We start from the raw sequence: 16,701 nt of genomic DNA, 5'->3' as shown, positions 1-16,701 counted from the left end.
GTTGGGGTGCTATCGGTAGACGATGGCGCAACGACCGTGGAACTCGCACCGACGCCACACATCGATGGCTTGAGCCGTCGCGGTGAGTTCAACCTCGAGACGGAGGGGCGAGTGTCGATCCGTGACGTCTACAACGGCGAATACGCCAGCCTTCTGGTGACGTGCACCGCTTCCCCACCGCGGCGCACCTGGCCTCGTGGGCCGGGCTGACCCCCAAGCACCACGAGTCCGACACGCATGTGCGGCGCGGGCGGATCACCAAGCAGGGCTCGAAACTGGTCCGCTGGGCCGCGATCGAGTCGGTCAAGCGGGTCGGGCCCCACATCGGGGTCGGCGCGTTACGGGAGCGGGTCGCGGCCCGTCGAGGCGGTCCCGGCGGCAAGAACATAGCCGCGGTCGCCGCGGCTCGCCGGCAGATCGAGCACGTCTACTACGCCCTGCGCGACGGACACGTCCGCGCCCTGCACCGGGGCGCGGCATGACCATCCCGATTCTTCTTGGCCGGTGCTCGGTCGTGCAGGTCATGACCCCCGAGCTGATCGGCGCGGTCGCGCCCGTTGATTGACCACACCGGCCAGGACACCCCGCACCACGTCATGCCGCCGTCCCCGGTGGCGCAGGGATGACTGACACCCAAACGGGCTGTCCACTCCCACCGCATCAGCACTGACGAGGAACGACCCCTCTGCTCCTGCTTCTCCTGAAGGTGGCCAGGACAGCATCCATAACCAAGGCGTTCGACGGTCCCCGCCGAGCCACATCGTCGACCCGCTGGACGCCGGCCTCAAGGCCCTCCGCTTCGCGGTCGAGCCCCTCTCGAGCCTTGACCCCGACGTCCGTCGGGTCCTGTCCAGCAATCGTCCGGGCCTGGTCAAAAGCAACCTCCGCACGCTCTTGACCGGCCCCGCTCCTACAGGGATGACCTACGGAAACGTGGGTGGGGCAGCAGGGGCTTGAACCCTGGACCGACGGATTATGAGTCCGCTGCTCTAACCGGCTGAGCTACTGCCCCGGACCGTCGACGGACGTCGAGGGTGTGGTGATTCTAGCGATGGGCCGGGCGTGCGCCTGACAGGTGGCTCGGCTCCGGGCACGGTCGGTGATGATGCCGAGGAGTTCCGCCGCACCGGTGCCGACTCGTCACTTCATGAATCCATGGAACGACAGTAGTATTCCGCAGTGACCACGCCGGCCTCCCCCCAGCTGCCCCCCACGCCCCCCGCGGGGGCGGGAGCGCGCCCGCTCCAGCTCGGACTCCGCCAGAACGCCGCCCAGTTCACCCTGCTCGTCGTCGTCAACGCCCTCGTCGGCGGGATGCTGGGCCAGGAGCGCACCGTGCTGCCACTCCTGGGCGAGCGGGAGTTCGGCCTGACCGCCTACACCGCGGGGTTGACCTTCATCCTCGTATTCGGGCTCGCGAAGGCCGCGACGAACTACGTCGCCGGCACCCTGTCGGACCGGCACGGCCGCAAGCCCGTCCTCGTGGCCGGCTGGCTCGTCGCGGTCCCCGTCCCACTGCTGCTCATCTGGGCGCCGTCGTGGGGCTGGGTCATCTTCGCCAACGTCTTGCTCGGGATCAGCCAGGGGCTCACGTGGTCGACGACCGTCATCATGAAGATCGACCTCGTGGGACCGGCCCGCCGAGGCCTCGCCATGGGCCTCAACGAGGCCGCCGGCTACGGGGCGGTCGCCCTGACGGCTCTCGTCACGGGCTATCTGGCCGAGGCGTACGGACTGCGCCCCGCGCCCTTCCTCGTCGGTATCGCCTTTGCGGCCCTCGGGCTGGGCTTGTCCGCCGTGGCCGTCTCGGAGACCCGAGAGCACGCTCGCCTCGAGGCAGGCTCCCACGTCGCCCGGGGCGACGGCCGCCATGACCACCTCCATGAGGGCCTCGGCGACCGAGAGGTGTTCCTGCAGACGAGCCTGCGTGAACCCGCGCTCTCGTCGGCGAGCCAGGCAGGTCTGGTGAACAACCTCAACGACGGGCTTGCCTGGGGTCTCCTCCCGATCCTGTTCGCCGGTGCCGGGCTCTCCGTGAGCCGCATCGGGATCCTCGCCGCCCTCTATCCCGCTGTGTGGGGCGTCGGCCAGCTGCTCACCGGGGCGCTGTCCGACCGATGGGGCCGCAAGTGGATGATCGCCGCCGGCATGTGGCTGCAGGCCGTCGCGTTGGCGATCATCGCCGTCGCCGACACCTTCGGGGCGTGGGCGTTCGCCGCGGCTCTGCTCGGCGCCGGCACGGCGATGGTCTACCCGACCCTGCTCGCAGCCATCGGCGACGTCGCTCACCCCGCGTGGCGGGCCAGGTCCGTCGGCGTCTACCGGCTCTGGCGTGACGGCGGCTTCGCGGTCGGGGCGCTGCTGGCGGGCGTGGTCGCCGACGCCCTCGGGGTCCGGGCCGCAGTCTGGACGGTCGCTGCGCTCACGGCGGCATCCGGCGTCGTGGTCGCCGTTCGGATGTACGAGACCCACCACCCGGGCCGCCAGACCGGGCGAGAGGAGCCACGCCGATGACCCACGGCAGCGCCAAGGACGACCTCTTCGCCCAGTTCGCGGCCGTCGGCAAGGCCCTCGGCCACCCGAAGCGACTCGAGCTGCTCGACCTGCTCGCTCAAGGGCCACGCAGCGTCGAGGACCTGGCCCGGACCACGGGTCTGCAGACCAGCACCTGCTCGGCGCATCTCCAGACCCTCCGTGAGTCCGGTCTCCTCACTTCGCGGCGCGAGCACAAGCGAGTCTTCTACGCGCTCTCCGGCACGGACGTCGCGGCTCTGTGGGACCAGCTCCGCCGGGTCGCGGAGGAACACCGCCCGCACACCGAGCTGGCCCGCCGTGCCTACCTCGGCCCGGAGGACACCGTCGCTCTCGACACCGACGAGCTCATCGCGAGGCTCGAGCGCGGCGACGTCGTCCTGGTCGATGTCAGACCGGAGAGCGAGTACGTCGCCGGCCATGTCGAGGGGGCCATCCACATCCCGCTCGACGAGCTGGGGGAGCGGATCGCCGACCTGCCGACGGACCGGGAGGTCGTCGCCTACTGCCGTGGGCGGTACTGCGTCCTCGCGCGAGACGCGGTGCGCCTGCTCACTGCCCGAGGGGTGACCGCCCGGCGGGCCACCGACGGAGTCCTCGAATGGCGCATCGCTGACGGCCCGAACCTCACGTCGTGACACCGGCCGGCCGCGCACCCGGCCGCACGATCCACCGCTGCGGGTCCTAGGCTCGCACCACCGTTGTCAGTCGAAGGAGAGCTCATGACCGAGGGGATCCGCGTTGCCGCGGTGGATGACGTCGAGCCCGGGGAGGCACTCGTCCTCCCACAGGAGCTGACCGGCACCGAGCAGCCCATCTCGCTCTTCCGCGACGACGACGGCACCTACTACGCGCTCGACGACACCTGCTCGCACGAGGACGCCTCGCTCGCCGAGGGATGGATCGAGGCCGGCGAGGTCGAGTGTCCGCTGCACGCCACCCGCTTCTGCCTCGGCACGGGCGAGCCGATGTGCCTACCCGCCACGAAACCGGTCGCGACGCATCGCGTCGAGGTGCGCGAGAACGAGGTCTATCTCTTCCCAGGAACGCCCAGAACCCGCTGAGCCGGGGCCCGGCGCTCTTGCCCAGCCGAACACGGCGACCTCCATTGCTGGTGCCCGTGGGACTGGTGGTGCACAATGGTCAGGTGCTCGCGGAAGCGAGCTGAGCGGCATACAACTTCACACGAACGCCGGCAGCACGAGCTGACCGCCACACGCGAGGTCGTTGGGGAAGACGTCCCTTGCAGGTGAGGAGGCCAGGATGTCTGTCGCGATGCCGTCCACCCCGCGTCACTCGACGCGCGGCGTGGTCTTCGTTCACGGCGCCCCGACGGCGCTGTGCCCCCACATCACGTGGGCGATCGAGGCCGTCCTCGACCAACGGGTCTCCTTGGCGTGGACGCCACAGCCGATCCTGCCCCGCACGGTTCGCACGGAGCTCTCCTGGACAGCCGCGGTGGGCACTGGAGCCGAGTTGGCCAGTGCCCTCCGCGGCTGGGAGGGCCTGCGGTACGAGGTGACCGAGGACCCGACGCCCGTCTCCGACGGGGCGCGCTGGTCCTACACCCCGAGCCTGGGCATCCACCACGCCATGACGAGCGTCAGCGGTGACGTCGTCGTGCAGGAGGACCGGCTGCGCGAGGCGATGCTCCGCAGCCGCGGCGACGCGGCGGCCCTCCAGGACGAGATGGACCTGCTCCTCGGCGTCCCCTGGGACGACGAGCTCGAACCGTTCCGCTACGCCGGCGACGGAGCCCCCGTGAGGTGGCTGCACCAGGTCGGCTGACGGTCGGTCGACGGCGCTCGTCTCCAGCGCTGGTCGGCAACGAGGGCCCGGACGGTTCGTGCGTCCGGGCCCTCACCACGCCCTGTGGAAAACCGATGTCAGGCCACAGGCCCCCCGTGGCAGGCTTGCGGCACGCGGTCGGGTCCTCGTCTCACCACCGCTGAACCCGGGGTTCGGGCCCGCAGCCACCGTCGACGCCCGGACGGCGGCTCTTGTTTTCTCACCCGGCCACCCGGCCGGGGCAGACCCAGCGACGACACCAGGCGACCAGAAGAAGGAGGGATCGACGATGACCCAGGTCGAGGTGTGGAACGCCGACGAGACACTCCTTCACCGGGTGTCGGTGCGGCACGCGGTGCAGATGATCTGGCGCGGCGTCGCCACGCCCGTCTCGGTGCACGAGTCCGAGACGCTCGGCCCCTACCAGGTCCCACTCGTCGTCCGGCTCGTGCGTTACGTCGAGCAGAAGTGGCTCTACTCGCGGACCCGGGCCACCTACTCCCGCGAGGGCGTCCTCCTGCGCGACCGGGGCCAGTGCGCCTACTGCGGCCGGTTCGCCGCGACGACCATGGACCACGTCCTGCCTCGATCGCGCGGCGGGGCGACCTCCTGGCTCAACGCCGTGGCCGCGTGCGACGACTGCAACGGCCGCAAGGGCGACCGGACCCCGGAGGAGGCGCACCTGCCCCTCCGGTGGCAGCCCTACGTCCCAACGCGAGCTCAGCTGCGCTTCGCCCGCCACGCCACCGGCACACCGACACCACACGGGAAGGAGCCCGTCACATGAGCCGACACCGCCTGAACCTCACCACCCGGCCGATGGCCGAAGCACGTTCGGGTGCGCGGGGTCGCGACACTGTGGAGGGCAGGGCCCCCACGGCTGCGGGGGACCACCCCTTGGTGCCGGGGGACGTCACGCCGCCGTGCACCGCCGCGGACCCTGAGCTTTTCTGGCCTGCGACGGAGTCCGAGGCTGCGCAGGCCAAGGCGGTGTGTCGCGGCTGCCCGGTCGTTCACTCCTGTCTCGCCGTCGCCCAGGAGCGGCGGGAGTGGGGCGTCTGGGGCGGTGAGCTCCTCGGTCGCGGGCGGAGCACCACCGACCTCCCCGGGAACGTCCGGCCACCGCAGCACCGCGGATCCGCGAGCGCCTGACGGCGCGCAGCCAGCCGTATGCCGCTGGGCGAGCTCCCGTCCGGAGCTTGCCCAGCGCGACGAAACCTCACACCCACCGCCTCGGGCACCAGCCTCGAGGTTCCCGCCCTGAAAGGAACCCCTCCATGCAGACCTTCCCGGTCGCACTCCCCGGCGCGAGCGCATCAACGCTGATGTGGGCCGACCCTGCCGACGTCGAGCCGGCGGCCCAGGAGCAGCTGCGGAACATCAGCGCGCTCCCGTGGGTCCACGGAGTGCGAGTCATGCCCGACGTCCACCTGGGCAAGGGCGCGACCGTCGGCTCGGTCATCGCGATGCGCGACGCCGTGTCCCCGGCGGCCGTGGGGGTCGACATCGGCTGTGGCATGACGGCCGTGCGCACCAGCCTCACAGCCTCCGACCTCCCCGATGACCTGGGCCCGCTCCGGGCCGCCGTGGAGCAGGTCATGCCGGTGGGGTGGGCGGCGCACAACGGGTCAGCCCCCGTCCTCGGGCGGGACCAGGTGCTCGCCGCACGCGTCGACTCACTCATGGGGCGGTTCAGCGAGCTGCGGGCCCCCAAGATCGCCGAGCGTCAGGGACGGGCCCGGGCGCAGTGCGGCTCGCTCGGCTCCGGGAACCACTTCTGGGAGCTCTGCGAGGGCGACGACGGCCGGATCTGGCTCATGCTCCACTCGGGGTCCCGCAACATCGGCAAGGAGCTCGCCGACCGGCACATCGAGACGGCCAAGACGCTGGAGCACAACCTCGGCCTGCCCGACCGGGACCTGGCCGTCTTCCTCGCCGACACGGAGGAGATGGCGGCCTACCTCCACGACCTGTACTGGGCGCAGGAGTACGCGCTGCTCAACCGGGAGGTGATGATGGCGAGCACGCGGGAGGTCGTCGCACAGCACTTCCCGCACGTGAGGTTCGACGAGCCGGTGCGGTGCCACCACAACTACGTCTCGGAGGAGTCCTACGACGGCGTCGACGTCATCGTCACGAGGAAAGGTGCGATCCGTGCCGGCGCCGGGGACCTCGGTCTCATCCCCGGGTCGATGGGCACCGGGTCGTACGTCGTGCGCGGCCTGGGCAGCGAGCAGTCCTACAACTCGGCCAGCCACGGGGCCGGGCGACGGATGTCGAGGAACGCAGCCAAGCGGCGGTTCACCGTGGAGGACCTCCAGGCGCAGACCCTGGGGGTCGAGTGCCGCAAGGATGCGGGGGTCCTGGACGAGATCCCCGGTGCCTACAAGGACCTCGAGTCGGTCATCGCGGCCCAGACGACGGGGGCGAACCCGCTCGTGGAGGTGGTGGCCCGGCTCACGACCCTGCTCTGCGTCAAGGGCTGAGGGTCAGGAGACCCGGACGCCACTGGGCCGGGACCGCGCGATCGACGCGGACCCGGCCCAGCGGCATACGGGATGGGGGCGTCGTCAGACGCTCTTGATCGCCAGGGCCACGTTGTGGCCGCCGAAGCCGAACGAGTTGTTCAGGGCGGCCACGTCACCGGAGGGCAGCGTCAGGTGCTCACCCCTGACGACGTTGAGCGGGATCGCCGGGTCCTGGTTGTCGAGGTTGATCGTCGCGGGCACGGTCCGGTGGTGCACCGCAAGGATCGTCAACACGGCCTCGAGGGCACCGGCGGCGCCGAGGAGGTGGCCGGTCATCGACTTCGTCGCGGTGACCGCGATGTTGTCGGTGTGGTCGCCGAAGGCGCGCTTGATCGCGTTGTACTCGGCGACGTCACCGACCGGCGTCGACGTGGCGTGCGCGTTGATGTGGACGATGTCGGTCAGGGACAGACCCGCCTGCTCCACTGCCTGGGCCATCGCGCGTGACGCCCCCGACCCGTTCGGCTCGGGCGCGGTGATGTGGTGTGCGTCCGCGGAGAGTCCGATGCTCGCCAGCTCCGCGTAGATCTTCGCGCCGCGGGCCCGGGCATGCTCCTCGGACTCGAGGACGATGACGGCGGCGCCCTCACCGAGCACGAAACCGTCGCGGTCGGTGTCGTACGGGCGGGAGGCCTTCTCCGGCTCGTCGTTGCGCGTCGACAGGGCCTGCATCGCGGCGAACCCGGCGATCGGCATGGCGTGCACCGCGGCCTCGGTGCCACCGGCGACGACGATGTCGGCGCGGCCGCTGCGGATCATCTCGATGGCGTAGCCCATGCTCTCGGCGCCAGATGAGCAGGCGCTGACGAGAGTGTGGACACCGGCGCGGGCGCCGAGCTCGAGCGAGACAGCGGCTGACGGGCCGTTGGGCATGAGCATGGGCACCGCGAGCGGGTAGACCCGGCGGGGCCCCTTCTCGCGGAGGGTGTCCCACTGGTCGAGGAGGGTCCACACGCCGCCGATGCCGGAGCCGATGGCCGTGCCGATCCGCTCGGGCTCGACGTCGGGAGAGCCCGCATCAGCCCACGCCTCACGCGCTGCGATGAGGGCGTACTGGCTGGAGGGGTCGAGGCGCCGGGTCTCGACCTTGGCGAGCACCTCGTCGGGCCTCGTGTGGATCATCGCGGCGAACGTGACGGGCAGCTCGTACTTGGCCACCCAGTCGAAGTCCATGGTGCGGGCTCCAGAGCGCCCGGCGAGGACGGCGTCCCACGTCTCGCGGGCGGTGCCGCCCACGGGCGTCGTGGCGCCCAGGCCGGTGACGACGATGCGTCGGTCAGTGGACGTCATGGTGAGGTGCTCCTCGTGAGGTGGGTCGAGTGGGTCGTGCGTTCCGGTGGAGGGTCGTATGCCGCTGGGCTGGCTCCGCGTGCCCGGTCGCCGCCGGGGTGGCCGGGCACGCGGGTGCCGAACTGGGGTGGAGTCGCGTCAGCCCTGAGCGCTCGAGATGAAGGTGACGGCGTCGCGAACCGTCTTGAGGTTCTTGACCTCGCTGTCGGGGATGCGGACGCCGAACTTCTCCTCGGCGTTGACGACGATCGTCATCATGGACAGCGAGTCGATGTCGAGGTCCTCGGTGAAGGACTTGTCCATCTCGACCGATGCGGTGTCGAGGCCGGTCTCCTCGTTGACGATCTCGGCGAGACCCTCGAGGATCTCCTGCTCGGACTGAGCCATTTGCTGCTCCTTAGGTGGTCACCAGGGTGGTGGTCAGGTGTCGGTCACTTGCACTGTCGGTCCTGCATGGCGGGCGTCCGGGTGAAACACCTGAACCGCCACCGTGGCCCCGATTACCCGTCGGGACAAGCGGGAAACGATGGGCGTCCCTATGGCAGGACGATCACTTGAGCCGCATAGACCAGCCCGGCCCCGAAGCCGATCTGCAGGGCGAGGCCGCCGCTCGGGATCTCTCCCTCGGCGAGCATCCGCGTCATGGCGATCGGGATGCTCGCGGCCGACGTGTTCGCCGTCGTGACGATGTCTCGGGCGACGGGGATGTCCGGCGGCAGCTTGAGCTGCTTGACCATCGCATCGACGATGCGGATGTTGGCCTGGTGCGGGATGAACGCATCGAGGTCGTCGACCTTGATGCCCGCCCGGTCGATGGCCTGCTGGGCGATCGGGGCCATCCCCCAGACGGCCCACCGGAAGACGCTCTGACCGGCCATCGTCAGGGCGGGCCAACCCTTTGCCGTCACACCTTCCACAGAGGGCGGGACGGCGGCGGCCTCGACGCCACCGTCGTCCAGCAGGTCCCGGATCTCCAGCCACGAGTGGCGGTTCGTGATGACGTCGCGCTGGCCGCCGTCGGAGCCCCACACCGTCGGGCCGATCCCGGGAGTGTCGGAGGGGCCGATGACGCAGGCGCCGGCGCCGTCACCGAAGATGAACGCGGTGCCGCGGTCGTGCGGGTCGGTGAAGTCGCTCAGCTTCTCGACCCCGATGACGAGGACGTAGTCGACGGAGCCAGCCTTGACCATGTCACTGGCCGTTGCGACGCCATAGCAGTAGCCGGCACAGGCGGCCGAGATGTCCATCGCGGGGGCGGTCGAGCCGAGCCGGGCGGCGAGCTCCGGCGCGGCGGCCGGGGTCTGGTAGGGGTGCGTCACGGTCGCCATGAGGACGAAGCCGAGCTGGTCCGCGGTGATGCCGGCGTGCTCGAGGGCCTGCCGGGCCGCGTGCTCGGCCATGTCGATGACCGACTCGTTCTCGGCCGCGCGGTGGCGGCTGACGATGCCCGAGCGCTCGCGGATCCACTCGTCACTCGAGTCGATCGCGTCGACGATCTCGGCGTTCATGACGACGCGGTCGGGTCGGTAGGCGCCGACGCCGAGCATCCGGGAGTGGCGCGGGGAGCCGGGGTCGACGATGAAACCGGTCCCCTTGGGGGTCAGGGCGCTGGAAGCAGTCACGGGAGAAGCCTTACTCGTCGACGCGGGTGGGGGAGGTGGGGGAGGCGGGGGAGCCGCCGTGCTCGGAGATCATCCGTTGCGCGGCCTCGAGGTCGTCCGGCGTCTTGAGGGCCAGCGTCTCGACGCCCTTGAGGGCACGCTTGGCGAGACCGACGAGGGTGCCGGCCGGTGGCAGCTCGATGATCCCCGTGACGCCGAGCTCCTGCATGGTCTGCATGCACAGGTCCCAGCGCACCGGGTTGCTGACCTGACGGACCAGCCGGTCCAGCGCCTCGCGGCCGTCGGTCACGGCCCGGCCGTCGGCGTTGGACAGGAGGGTCACGGTCGGGGCCTGGGTCGGCAGGGTGCCTGCGAGCTCACCGAGGGTGCTGACGGCCGGGGCCATGTGGTGCGTGTGGAAGGCGCCGGCCACCTGCAGCGGGATGACCCGAGCCTTGGCCGGCGGGTCCGCCTGGAGGGCCTCGAGCTGCTCGAGAGTGCCGGCCGCCACCGTCTGGCCGGCTCCGTTGACGTTGGCCGCGGTGAGGCCGTGGCGCTCGAGGACGGCGAGCACGTCGGTGGGGTCCCCGCCGAGGACGGCCGCCATGCCGGTGGGTGTCACCGCGCTGGCCGCAGCCATGGATCGACCACGCTCCCGGACGAAGACCACCGCATCGTCGGCCGCGAGGACCCCCGCGGCAGCCGTCGCGGTGATCTCACCGACGGAGTGGCCCGCGAGCAGGTCGACGCCGTCGAGGGTGCTCGCAGCGGCGCCGAGGAGGGGCGGGAGTGCGATGAGCCCTGCCCCGACGATGAGGGGCTGGGCGATCGCCGTGTCCTTGATCGTCTCCGCGTCCGACGTGGTGCCGTGGGCGACGAGGTCGAGGCCCGTGGCCTCGGACAGGCGGGTGAGCTCGTCCCGCATCCCGTCGAGCTCGAGCCACGGGGTGAGGAAGCCGGGGGTCTGGGAGCCCTGTCCAGGGCAGACGATCGCAAGCACGTGTCCAGCCTCTCTGATCTCACGGGCGGATGCCGACTCTGAATGTCACGAAGTCGTCGGGGCAGGTTTGGAGGTTTCCTCCAAAGGTCCTGTAGTGCTCAGGCGGGTCATACGGGGTGCGGCAGCCAACCGGCCCAGCACCAGCGCGATCCTGGCCGCCCACGCATCTCGGGGCGTCGTCAGGTCGAAGCCGGTCAGGTCGTCGATCCGGCCGAGCCGGTAGCGGACCGTGTTGGGGTGGATGAAGAGGGCCCGGGCCGTCGCCTCGAGCGAGCGCCCGGCCTCGAGGTACGTCTCCGCGGTGGTCAGCAGGGCCAGCTGGCCGGAGCGGGTCAGGGGGCGGTGGACCTGGTCGATGAGCCGTCGTTGCGCGGGTACGTCGCCCGCGAGGGCCCGCTCGGGGAGCAGGGCCTGGGACTCGACGATCCGAGGGGCGGCCGGCCACGCCGCCGCAGCGGAGAGCCCGCTGAGGGCTGCGCGAGCCGACCGTCCGGCGGCGAACAGGTGCGGCACCGTGGGGCCGATGACGATCGGCCCGTCGCCGAAGCAGTGGGCGACCGCGGAGACGACTGCGAGCGGGTCCTCCGTGCCGCCCAGGATCGCGATGAGGCGGGAGCGCTGGACGATGGCGAGGGCCTCGACCCGCTCGTGGCGGACGGCCCGTCGGAGCGTGTCGACCGCCGCGGCAGCGCCCCCGTTGACCAGCGGGGTGGTGCCGACGACGAAGGTGACGTGCGCGACGTCGCCCCAACCGAGCGCCGAGGCGCGGGACTGCATCGACTCGTCGGCCTCGCCACGCAGGACCGCATCGACGACGAGCGCCTCGAGCCGGGCGTCCCAGGCGCCTCGGGCCTCGGCTGCGCCGGCGTAGACCTCGGCGGCGGCGAACGCGATCTCGCGGCTGAAGCGGAGGACGGACTCACGGAGCAGCTGCTCGTCGCCGGGACTCGCCAGGGTCTCGACGTGCGACTCGACGACGCCGACCACGGTGCGGACGAGGTCGAGGGTCTGGCGCAGGCTCACCGTCCGAGTGAGCTCCTGTGGGGCGTTGGCGAAGATCGAGATCGCCGACGGGCTGCTGTCCTCGTCGCCCCGGAACCACTCGATGAACTGCGCGATGCCGGCGTGAGCGACGAGCCCCACCTGCGAACGTTCCGCGGCGGGCAGGTCGCGGTACCAGCCGAGGTGCTCCTCCATCCGGCGAGCCGCGAGCGTCACCAGCTCCCCGGCGCTGCGGTCGACGGCGCGCGAGGTCTCACTGCTCGGTCGCCGGCGCTCGCGGGTGCTCACCGGCCCAGCCTACGGTGCTGGGCGATCGTCCGGTCCGACGGCTTTGTATGTCGGACACAAACCACCCTCCGCAACACACCCGTGTACCGAGCGGTGGGACCGCCTGCAGGCGGCCGGTGCACGCGGTAAGCGGGTGTGTTGCCCGGTCAGGTCGAGGTCAGCGCCCGGTCAGCGCGGGGAACCGCCGGGGGTGGTCAGTCGGTGCCGAACTCCATGGCCGCGCGGTCGAGGGCGTCATCGGTCGAGTCGACCTCGGCCGCCGCCGGGTTGGCCGAGATGGCGGCCGCTCCGCCGGGGGCGAGCTCGCCGACCAGCTCGGCGTTGCGGGCGCCCAGCAGACCCTGCGCGGCGTACAGCTCGAGCTTGGCACGGGAGTCGGCGATGTCGAGGTTGCGCATCGTCAGCTGGCCGATCCGGTCGACAGGCCCGAACGCCGCGTCCTCGGTGCGCTCCATCGAGAGCTTCTCGGGGTGGTAGCTGAACGCGGGCCCACTCGTCCTGATGAGCGACCAGTCGTCGCCGCGCCGCAGCCGCACGGTGACCTCACCGGTGACGGCGGACGCGACCCAGCGCTGGATCGACTCACGGATCATCAGGCTCTGCGGGTCGAGCCAGCGCCCCTCGTAGAGGAGCCGGCCGAGACGGCGGCCCTCGGCGTGGTAGTTCGCGATGGTGTCCTCGTTGTGGATCGCGTTGAGCAGCCGCTCGTAGGTCAGGTGGAGCAGCGCCATCGCGGGGGCCTCGTAGATGCCGCGGGACTTGGCCTCGATGATCCGGTTCTCGATCTGGTCGCTCATGCCGAGACCGTGGCGGCCGCCGATGGTGTTGGCCTCGTCGACGAGGGCCACGGGATCGGGGAACTGGCGGCCGTTGATGGCCACCGGGCGACCCTGCTCCCAGCGGACCGTGACATCCTCGGTCTCGATGGTGACGGACGGGTCCCAGAACCGGACCCCCATGATCGGCTCGACGACCTCCATGGACTCGTCGAGGAACTCGAGGGTCTTGGCCTCGTGCGTGGCCCCCCAGATGTTGGCGTCGGTGGAGTATGCCTTCTCGGCGCTGGCCCGGTAGGGCAGGTCGCGCTCGGTGAGCCACTCGGACATCTCCTGGCGACCGCCGAGCTCGCTGACGAAGTCGGCGTCGAGCCACGGCTTGTAGATCCGCAGCTCCGGGTTGGCCAACAGGCCGTAGCGGTAGAACCGCTCGATGTCGTTGCCCTTGAACGTCGAGCCGTCCCCCCAGATGGAGACACCGTCCTCGTGCATGGCCCGGACCAGCAGGGTGCCCGTGACGACGCGCCCGAGAGGAGTGGTGTTGAAGTAGGTCTTGCCGCCGCTGCGGATGTGGAACGCTCCGCAGGCGAGCGCGGACAGGCCCTCCTCCACCAGGGCGGTCCGGCAGTCGACGAGGCGCGAGATCTCGGCACCGTACTGCCCGGCGCGCCCGGGCACGGAGCCGATGTCTGGCTCGTCGTACTGCCCGAGGTCCGCCGTGTACGTGCAGGGGACGGCGCCCTTCTCACGCATCCAGGCGACAGCCACGGAGGTGTCGAGACCGCCGGAGAAGGCGATCCCGACTCGTTCACCGACAGGGAGCGACGTCAAGACTTTGGACACGGCTGCAAGTATATGCACGATCGCGTATATCTATCCACCCGTGGGCCTGGATCGCCCGGCCCTCCGCCCACCCGCGGATGACGGCGGAACGAGCCCAGCGGCATACGTGAGATTCCGTATGCCGCTGGGCTGGGTTGCGCTCGAAGGCTCGGTCTACGACTCGCCGCCGGCGTTGCCGGACGTGCCGGCCGTGACGTCGTCGAGGCGGTAGCGCTCGGCCGCCTGGCGTGGCACGTCGGCCGGAACCTTGCCCTCGTCAGCGAGCAGCTGAAGGGCCCGGACCGCGACCGACGGTCCGTCGATGTGGAAGAAGCGGCGAGCGGCGCGCCGCGTGTCCGAGAACCCGAACCCGTCTGCGCCGAGGGTCGCGTAGGTGCCGGGCACCCACTCACGGATCTGGTCCTGCACAGCGCGCATGTAGTCGGAGACGCCGATGACGGGGCCCTCGCCGTCCTGGAGGCACTGGGTCACCCACGGCACACGCCGCTCCTCGTCCGGGTGGAGGAACTGCTGCTCGTCCGCGGCGAGGCCGTCCCGGCGCAGCTCGTTCCACGAGGTCACCGACCACACGTCGGCCGCGACGCCCCAGTCATCCGCGAGGAGCTGCTGGGCCTCGAGGGCCCACGGCAGACCCACCCCGGAGGCGAGCAGCTGCGCCCGCGCGGGCGTGTGCTGCCACCCCTCGGTCCGCGCCGGCGCCAGCCGGTACATGCCCTTGAGGAGGCCGTCGACGTCGAGGTTCTCGGGCTCCTGCGGCTGGACGATCGGCTCGTTGTAAACCGTGAGGTAGTAGATGAGGTTCGCGGCGTCTCCGGACTGGCCCTCGCCGTACATGCGACGCAGGCCGTCCTGGACGATGTGCGCGATCTCGTAGCCGTATGCCGGGTCGTAGTGCACGACCGCCGGGTTCGTCGACGCGAGGAGGGGGCTGTGACCGTCGGCGTGCTGGAGCCCCTCACCGGTCAAGGTGGTGCGCCCGGCAGTCGCGCCGATGAGGAACCCGCGCGTCATCTGGTCTGCAGCCGCCCACAGGCCGTCACCCGTGCGTTGGAAGCCGAACATCGAGTAGAAGACGTAGACCGGGATCATCGGCTCGCCGTGGGTCGCGTAGGACGAGCCCGCCGCGGTGAAGGCCGCGACCGAGCCGCCCTCGTTGATCCCGAGGTGGAGGATCTGGCCCTGCTCGTTCTCGCGGTAGGCGAGCATCAGCTCGGCGTCGACGGGCGTGTAGTTCTGGCCGTTCGGGTTGTAGATCTTGATCGTCGGGAAGAAGGCGTCCATCCCGAAGGTCCGTGCCTCGTCGGGGATGATCGGCACGATTCGCTTGCCGAACTCCTTGTCCCGCAGCAGGTCCTTGAGCAGCCGGACGAACGCCATCGTGGTGGCGACCTCCTGCTTGCCCGAGCCCTTCTTGACCTGGGCGTACGCCTCGTCACCGGGCAGCTTGATCGGGTCGAAGGCGACCCGGCGCTTCGGCAGGGTCCCGCCGAGCTTGGCCCGGCGTTCGACGGAGTACTTGACCGCAGGGTGATCCGGCCCCGGGTGGTAGTACGGCGGCTGGTAGGGGTTGGCCTCGAGCTGCTCGTCGGTGATCGGGATGCGCAGGGAGTCGCGGAACTGCTTGAGGTCCTCCAGCGTCATCTTCTTCATCTGGTGGGTGGCGTTGCGCCCGGCGAAGTGCGACCCGAGGCCGTACCCCTTGATCGTCTTGGCGAGGATGACCGTCGGCTGGCCGGTGTGCTCCATCGCCGCCTTGTAGGCCGCGTACACCTTGCGGTAGTCGTGGCCACCCCGCCGCAGGTTCCACCAGATCTGGTCGTCGGTCCAGTGCTCGACCATCTTGAGGGTGCGCGGGTCGCGACCGAAGAAGTGGTCGCGGACGTACTTGCCGTCGTTGGCCCGGAAGGTCTGGTAGTCGCCGTCGCTCGTCTGGTTCATGATGTGGACGAGGGCGCCGTCGCGGTCGGCGGCCAGCAGCGGGTCCCAGCCGCGGCCCCAGACAGCCTTGATGACGTTCCAGCCGGCTCCGCGGAAGAATGCCTCGAGCTCCTGGATGATCTTGCCGTTGCCGCGGACCGGTCCGTCGAGCCGCTGCAGGTTGCAGTTGATGACGAAGGTGAGGTTGTCGAGCTCCTCGTTGGCAGCGATCTGCAAGGCGCCGCGCGACTCGGGCTCGTCCATCTCGCCGTCGCCGAGGAACGCCCAGACGTGCTGCTGGCTCGTGTCCTTGATGCCGCGGTTGTGGAGGTACTTGTTGAACTGCGCCTGGTAGACGGCGTTCATCGGGCCGAGGCCCATCGACACGGTCGGGAACTCCCAGTAGTCGGGGAGCAGGCGAGGGTGGGGGTAGGACGGGACGGCCCGGATCGTGCCGTCGACGATGTGGCTCTTCTCCTGGCGGAAGCCGTCGAGGTCGGTCTCCGTCAGGTGACCCTCGAGGAACGAGCGCGCGTACATGCCGGGGGAGGCATGCCCCTGGAAGAAGATCTGGTCGCCGCCGCCGGGGTGGTCCTTGCCGCGGAAGAAGTGGTTGAAGCCCACCTCGTAGAGCGTCGCCGCGGAGGCATAGGTCGAGATGTGGCCGCCGACGCCGATGTCGGGGCGCTGCGCCCGGTGCACCATCATCGCGGCGTTCCAGCGGACGTAGCGCCGGAACTCCCGCTCGACCTCCTCGTCACCGGGGAACCAGGGCTCGCGCTCCGGCGGAATGGTGTTGATGTAGTCGGTGGCGGTCAACGACGGCACGCCGACCTGCTTGGCGCGGGCGCGCTCGATGAGCTTGAGCATGACGTAGCGCGCCCGGGTGCGGCCCTTCTCATCCAGGACGGCGTCGAGGGACTCCAGCCACTCCTGGGTCTCCTCGGGGTCGGTGTCAGGGAGCTGACTGGGAATTCCGTTGAGGATGGGGCCGGCCTCGGCTGCCACGTTCGTGGGTCCTTTCTCGTCGCCACGCGTCGCGGCCGGTTGACCGCGGCGCCGCTCCTTCCATCCTCCCTCAAAGGGGTGGCGGTCGTCACACCCGGGTCATTCAGCGGGACACGTGGGGTACGGGC

Annotated in this window: 15 protein-coding genes and 1 tRNA gene; 8 read left to right on the top strand and 8 right to left on the bottom strand. The window is 70.5% G+C overall.

Annotation, left to right across the window (positions count from 1 at the left end; genetic code table 11):
- Positions 1 to 161: 161 nt before the first annotated feature.
- Positions 162 to 482 (top strand): IS110 family transposase, encoded by a 321-nt coding sequence (locus tag INTCA_RS10525; RefSeq protein WP_041307546.1) that lies wholly within the window; start codon positions 162 to 164, stop codon positions 480 to 482.
- A gap of 456 nt (positions 483 to 938) precedes the next feature.
- On the opposite strand, the gene INTCA_RS10520 is transcribed toward INTCA_RS10525, so the two are convergent.
- Positions 939 to 1,012, bottom strand: a tRNA-Ile gene (locus INTCA_RS10520).
- A gap of 167 nt (positions 1,013 to 1,179) precedes the next feature.
- On the opposite strand from INTCA_RS10520, the gene INTCA_RS10515 reads away from it, so the two are divergent.
- The 7 genes from INTCA_RS10515 to INTCA_RS10485 all read left to right on the top strand — a co-directional run bounded on the left by INTCA_RS10515 (position 1,180) and on the right by INTCA_RS10485 (position 6,806).
- Entirely contained in the window at positions 1,180 to 2,514 is a 1,335-nt protein-coding gene (locus tag INTCA_RS10515) for an MFS transporter (protein ID WP_013492898.1), read from the top strand.
- A complete protein-coding gene (locus tag INTCA_RS10510; RefSeq protein ID WP_013492897.1) occupies positions 2,511 to 3,170 on the top strand; it encodes an ArsR/SmtB family transcription factor in 660 nt (219 codons plus the stop codon). Before INTCA_RS10515 ends, INTCA_RS10510 begins: the two co-directional genes overlap by 4 nt.
- An 84-nt stretch (positions 3,171 to 3,254) precedes the next feature.
- Complete coding sequence (locus tag INTCA_RS10505; protein ID WP_013492896.1) at positions 3,255 to 3,596, top strand: bifunctional 3-phenylpropionate/cinnamic acid dioxygenase ferredoxin subunit; 342 nt, start codon at positions 3,255 to 3,257, stop codon at positions 3,594 to 3,596.
- Positions 3,597 to 3,795: 199 nt separating this feature from the next.
- Positions 3,796 to 4,320, top strand: coding sequence for a DUF3145 domain-containing protein (locus tag INTCA_RS10500; RefSeq protein ID WP_013492895.1), 525 nt, complete (start codon positions 3,796 to 3,798; stop codon positions 4,318 to 4,320).
- A gap of 289 nt (positions 4,321 to 4,609) precedes the next feature.
- Positions 4,610 to 5,107 carry an HNH endonuclease gene (locus INTCA_RS10495; protein ID WP_013492894.1) on the top strand — a complete coding sequence of 166 codons (498 nt, stop codon included), beginning with the start codon at positions 4,610 to 4,612 and terminating at the stop codon, positions 5,105 to 5,107.
- Positions 5,104 to 5,472 (top strand): WhiB family transcriptional regulator, encoded by a 369-nt coding sequence (locus INTCA_RS20465; protein ID WP_013492893.1) that lies wholly within the window; start codon positions 5,104 to 5,106, stop codon positions 5,470 to 5,472. The genes INTCA_RS10495 and INTCA_RS20465 overlap by 4 nt, the downstream gene beginning before the upstream one ends.
- Positions 5,473 to 5,597: 125 nt before the next feature.
- Positions 5,598 to 6,806 carry an RtcB family protein gene (locus INTCA_RS10485; RefSeq protein ID WP_013492892.1) on the top strand — a complete coding sequence of 403 codons (1,209 nt, stop codon included), beginning with the start codon at positions 5,598 to 5,600 and terminating at the stop codon, positions 6,804 to 6,806.
- An 84-nt stretch (positions 6,807 to 6,890) separates the two neighbouring features.
- Here INTCA_RS10485 and fabF read toward each other — a convergent pair whose 3' ends face one another.
- The 7 genes from fabF to aceE all read right to left on the bottom strand — a co-directional run bounded on the left by fabF (position 6,891) and on the right by aceE (position 16,573).
- Entirely contained in the window at positions 6,891 to 8,138 is a 1,248-nt protein-coding gene (fabF, locus tag INTCA_RS10480) for a beta-ketoacyl-ACP synthase II (protein ID WP_013492891.1), read from the bottom strand.
- Between the two features lie 138 nt (positions 8,139 to 8,276).
- Positions 8,277 to 8,525 carry an acyl carrier protein gene (locus INTCA_RS10475; RefSeq protein ID WP_013492890.1) on the bottom strand — a complete coding sequence of 83 codons (249 nt, stop codon included), beginning with the start codon at positions 8,523 to 8,525 and terminating at the stop codon, positions 8,277 to 8,279.
- A gap of 149 nt (positions 8,526 to 8,674) precedes the next feature.
- On the bottom strand, positions 8,675 to 9,760 hold the full coding sequence (locus tag INTCA_RS10470) for a beta-ketoacyl-ACP synthase III (RefSeq protein ID WP_013492889.1): 1,086 nt from the start codon (positions 9,758 to 9,760) through the stop codon (positions 8,675 to 8,677).
- Positions 9,761 to 9,770: 10 nt separating this feature from the next.
- Positions 9,771 to 10,739 carry an ACP S-malonyltransferase gene (locus INTCA_RS10465; RefSeq protein ID WP_013492888.1) on the bottom strand — a complete coding sequence of 323 codons (969 nt, stop codon included), beginning with the start codon at positions 10,737 to 10,739 and terminating at the stop codon, positions 9,771 to 9,773.
- A gap of 45 nt (positions 10,740 to 10,784) precedes the next feature.
- Positions 10,785 to 12,029: a PucR family transcriptional regulator gene (locus INTCA_RS10460; RefSeq protein ID WP_013492887.1), complete on the bottom strand. Its 1,245-nt coding sequence runs from the start codon at positions 12,027 to 12,029 to the stop codon at positions 10,785 to 10,787.
- A 194-nt stretch (positions 12,030 to 12,223) separates the two neighbouring features.
- Positions 12,224 to 13,648 carry an argininosuccinate synthase gene (argG, locus tag INTCA_RS10455; RefSeq protein ID WP_013492886.1) on the bottom strand — a complete coding sequence of 475 codons (1,425 nt, stop codon included), beginning with the start codon at positions 13,646 to 13,648 and terminating at the stop codon, positions 12,224 to 12,226.
- A gap of 153 nt (positions 13,649 to 13,801) precedes the next feature.
- Positions 13,802 to 16,573 carry a pyruvate dehydrogenase (acetyl-transferring), homodimeric type gene (gene aceE, locus INTCA_RS10450; protein ID WP_013492885.1) on the bottom strand — a complete coding sequence of 924 codons (2,772 nt, stop codon included), beginning with the start codon at positions 16,571 to 16,573 and terminating at the stop codon, positions 13,802 to 13,804.
- Between the last annotated feature and the right edge of the window lie 128 nt (positions 16,574 to 16,701).

It is taken from the genome of Intrasporangium calvum DSM 43043, assembly GCF_000184685.1.
Taxonomy (GTDB): domain Bacteria; phylum Actinomycetota; class Actinomycetes; order Actinomycetales; family Dermatophilaceae; genus Intrasporangium; species Intrasporangium calvum.
This window is presented reverse-complemented; position numbering and strand designations above follow the sequence as displayed.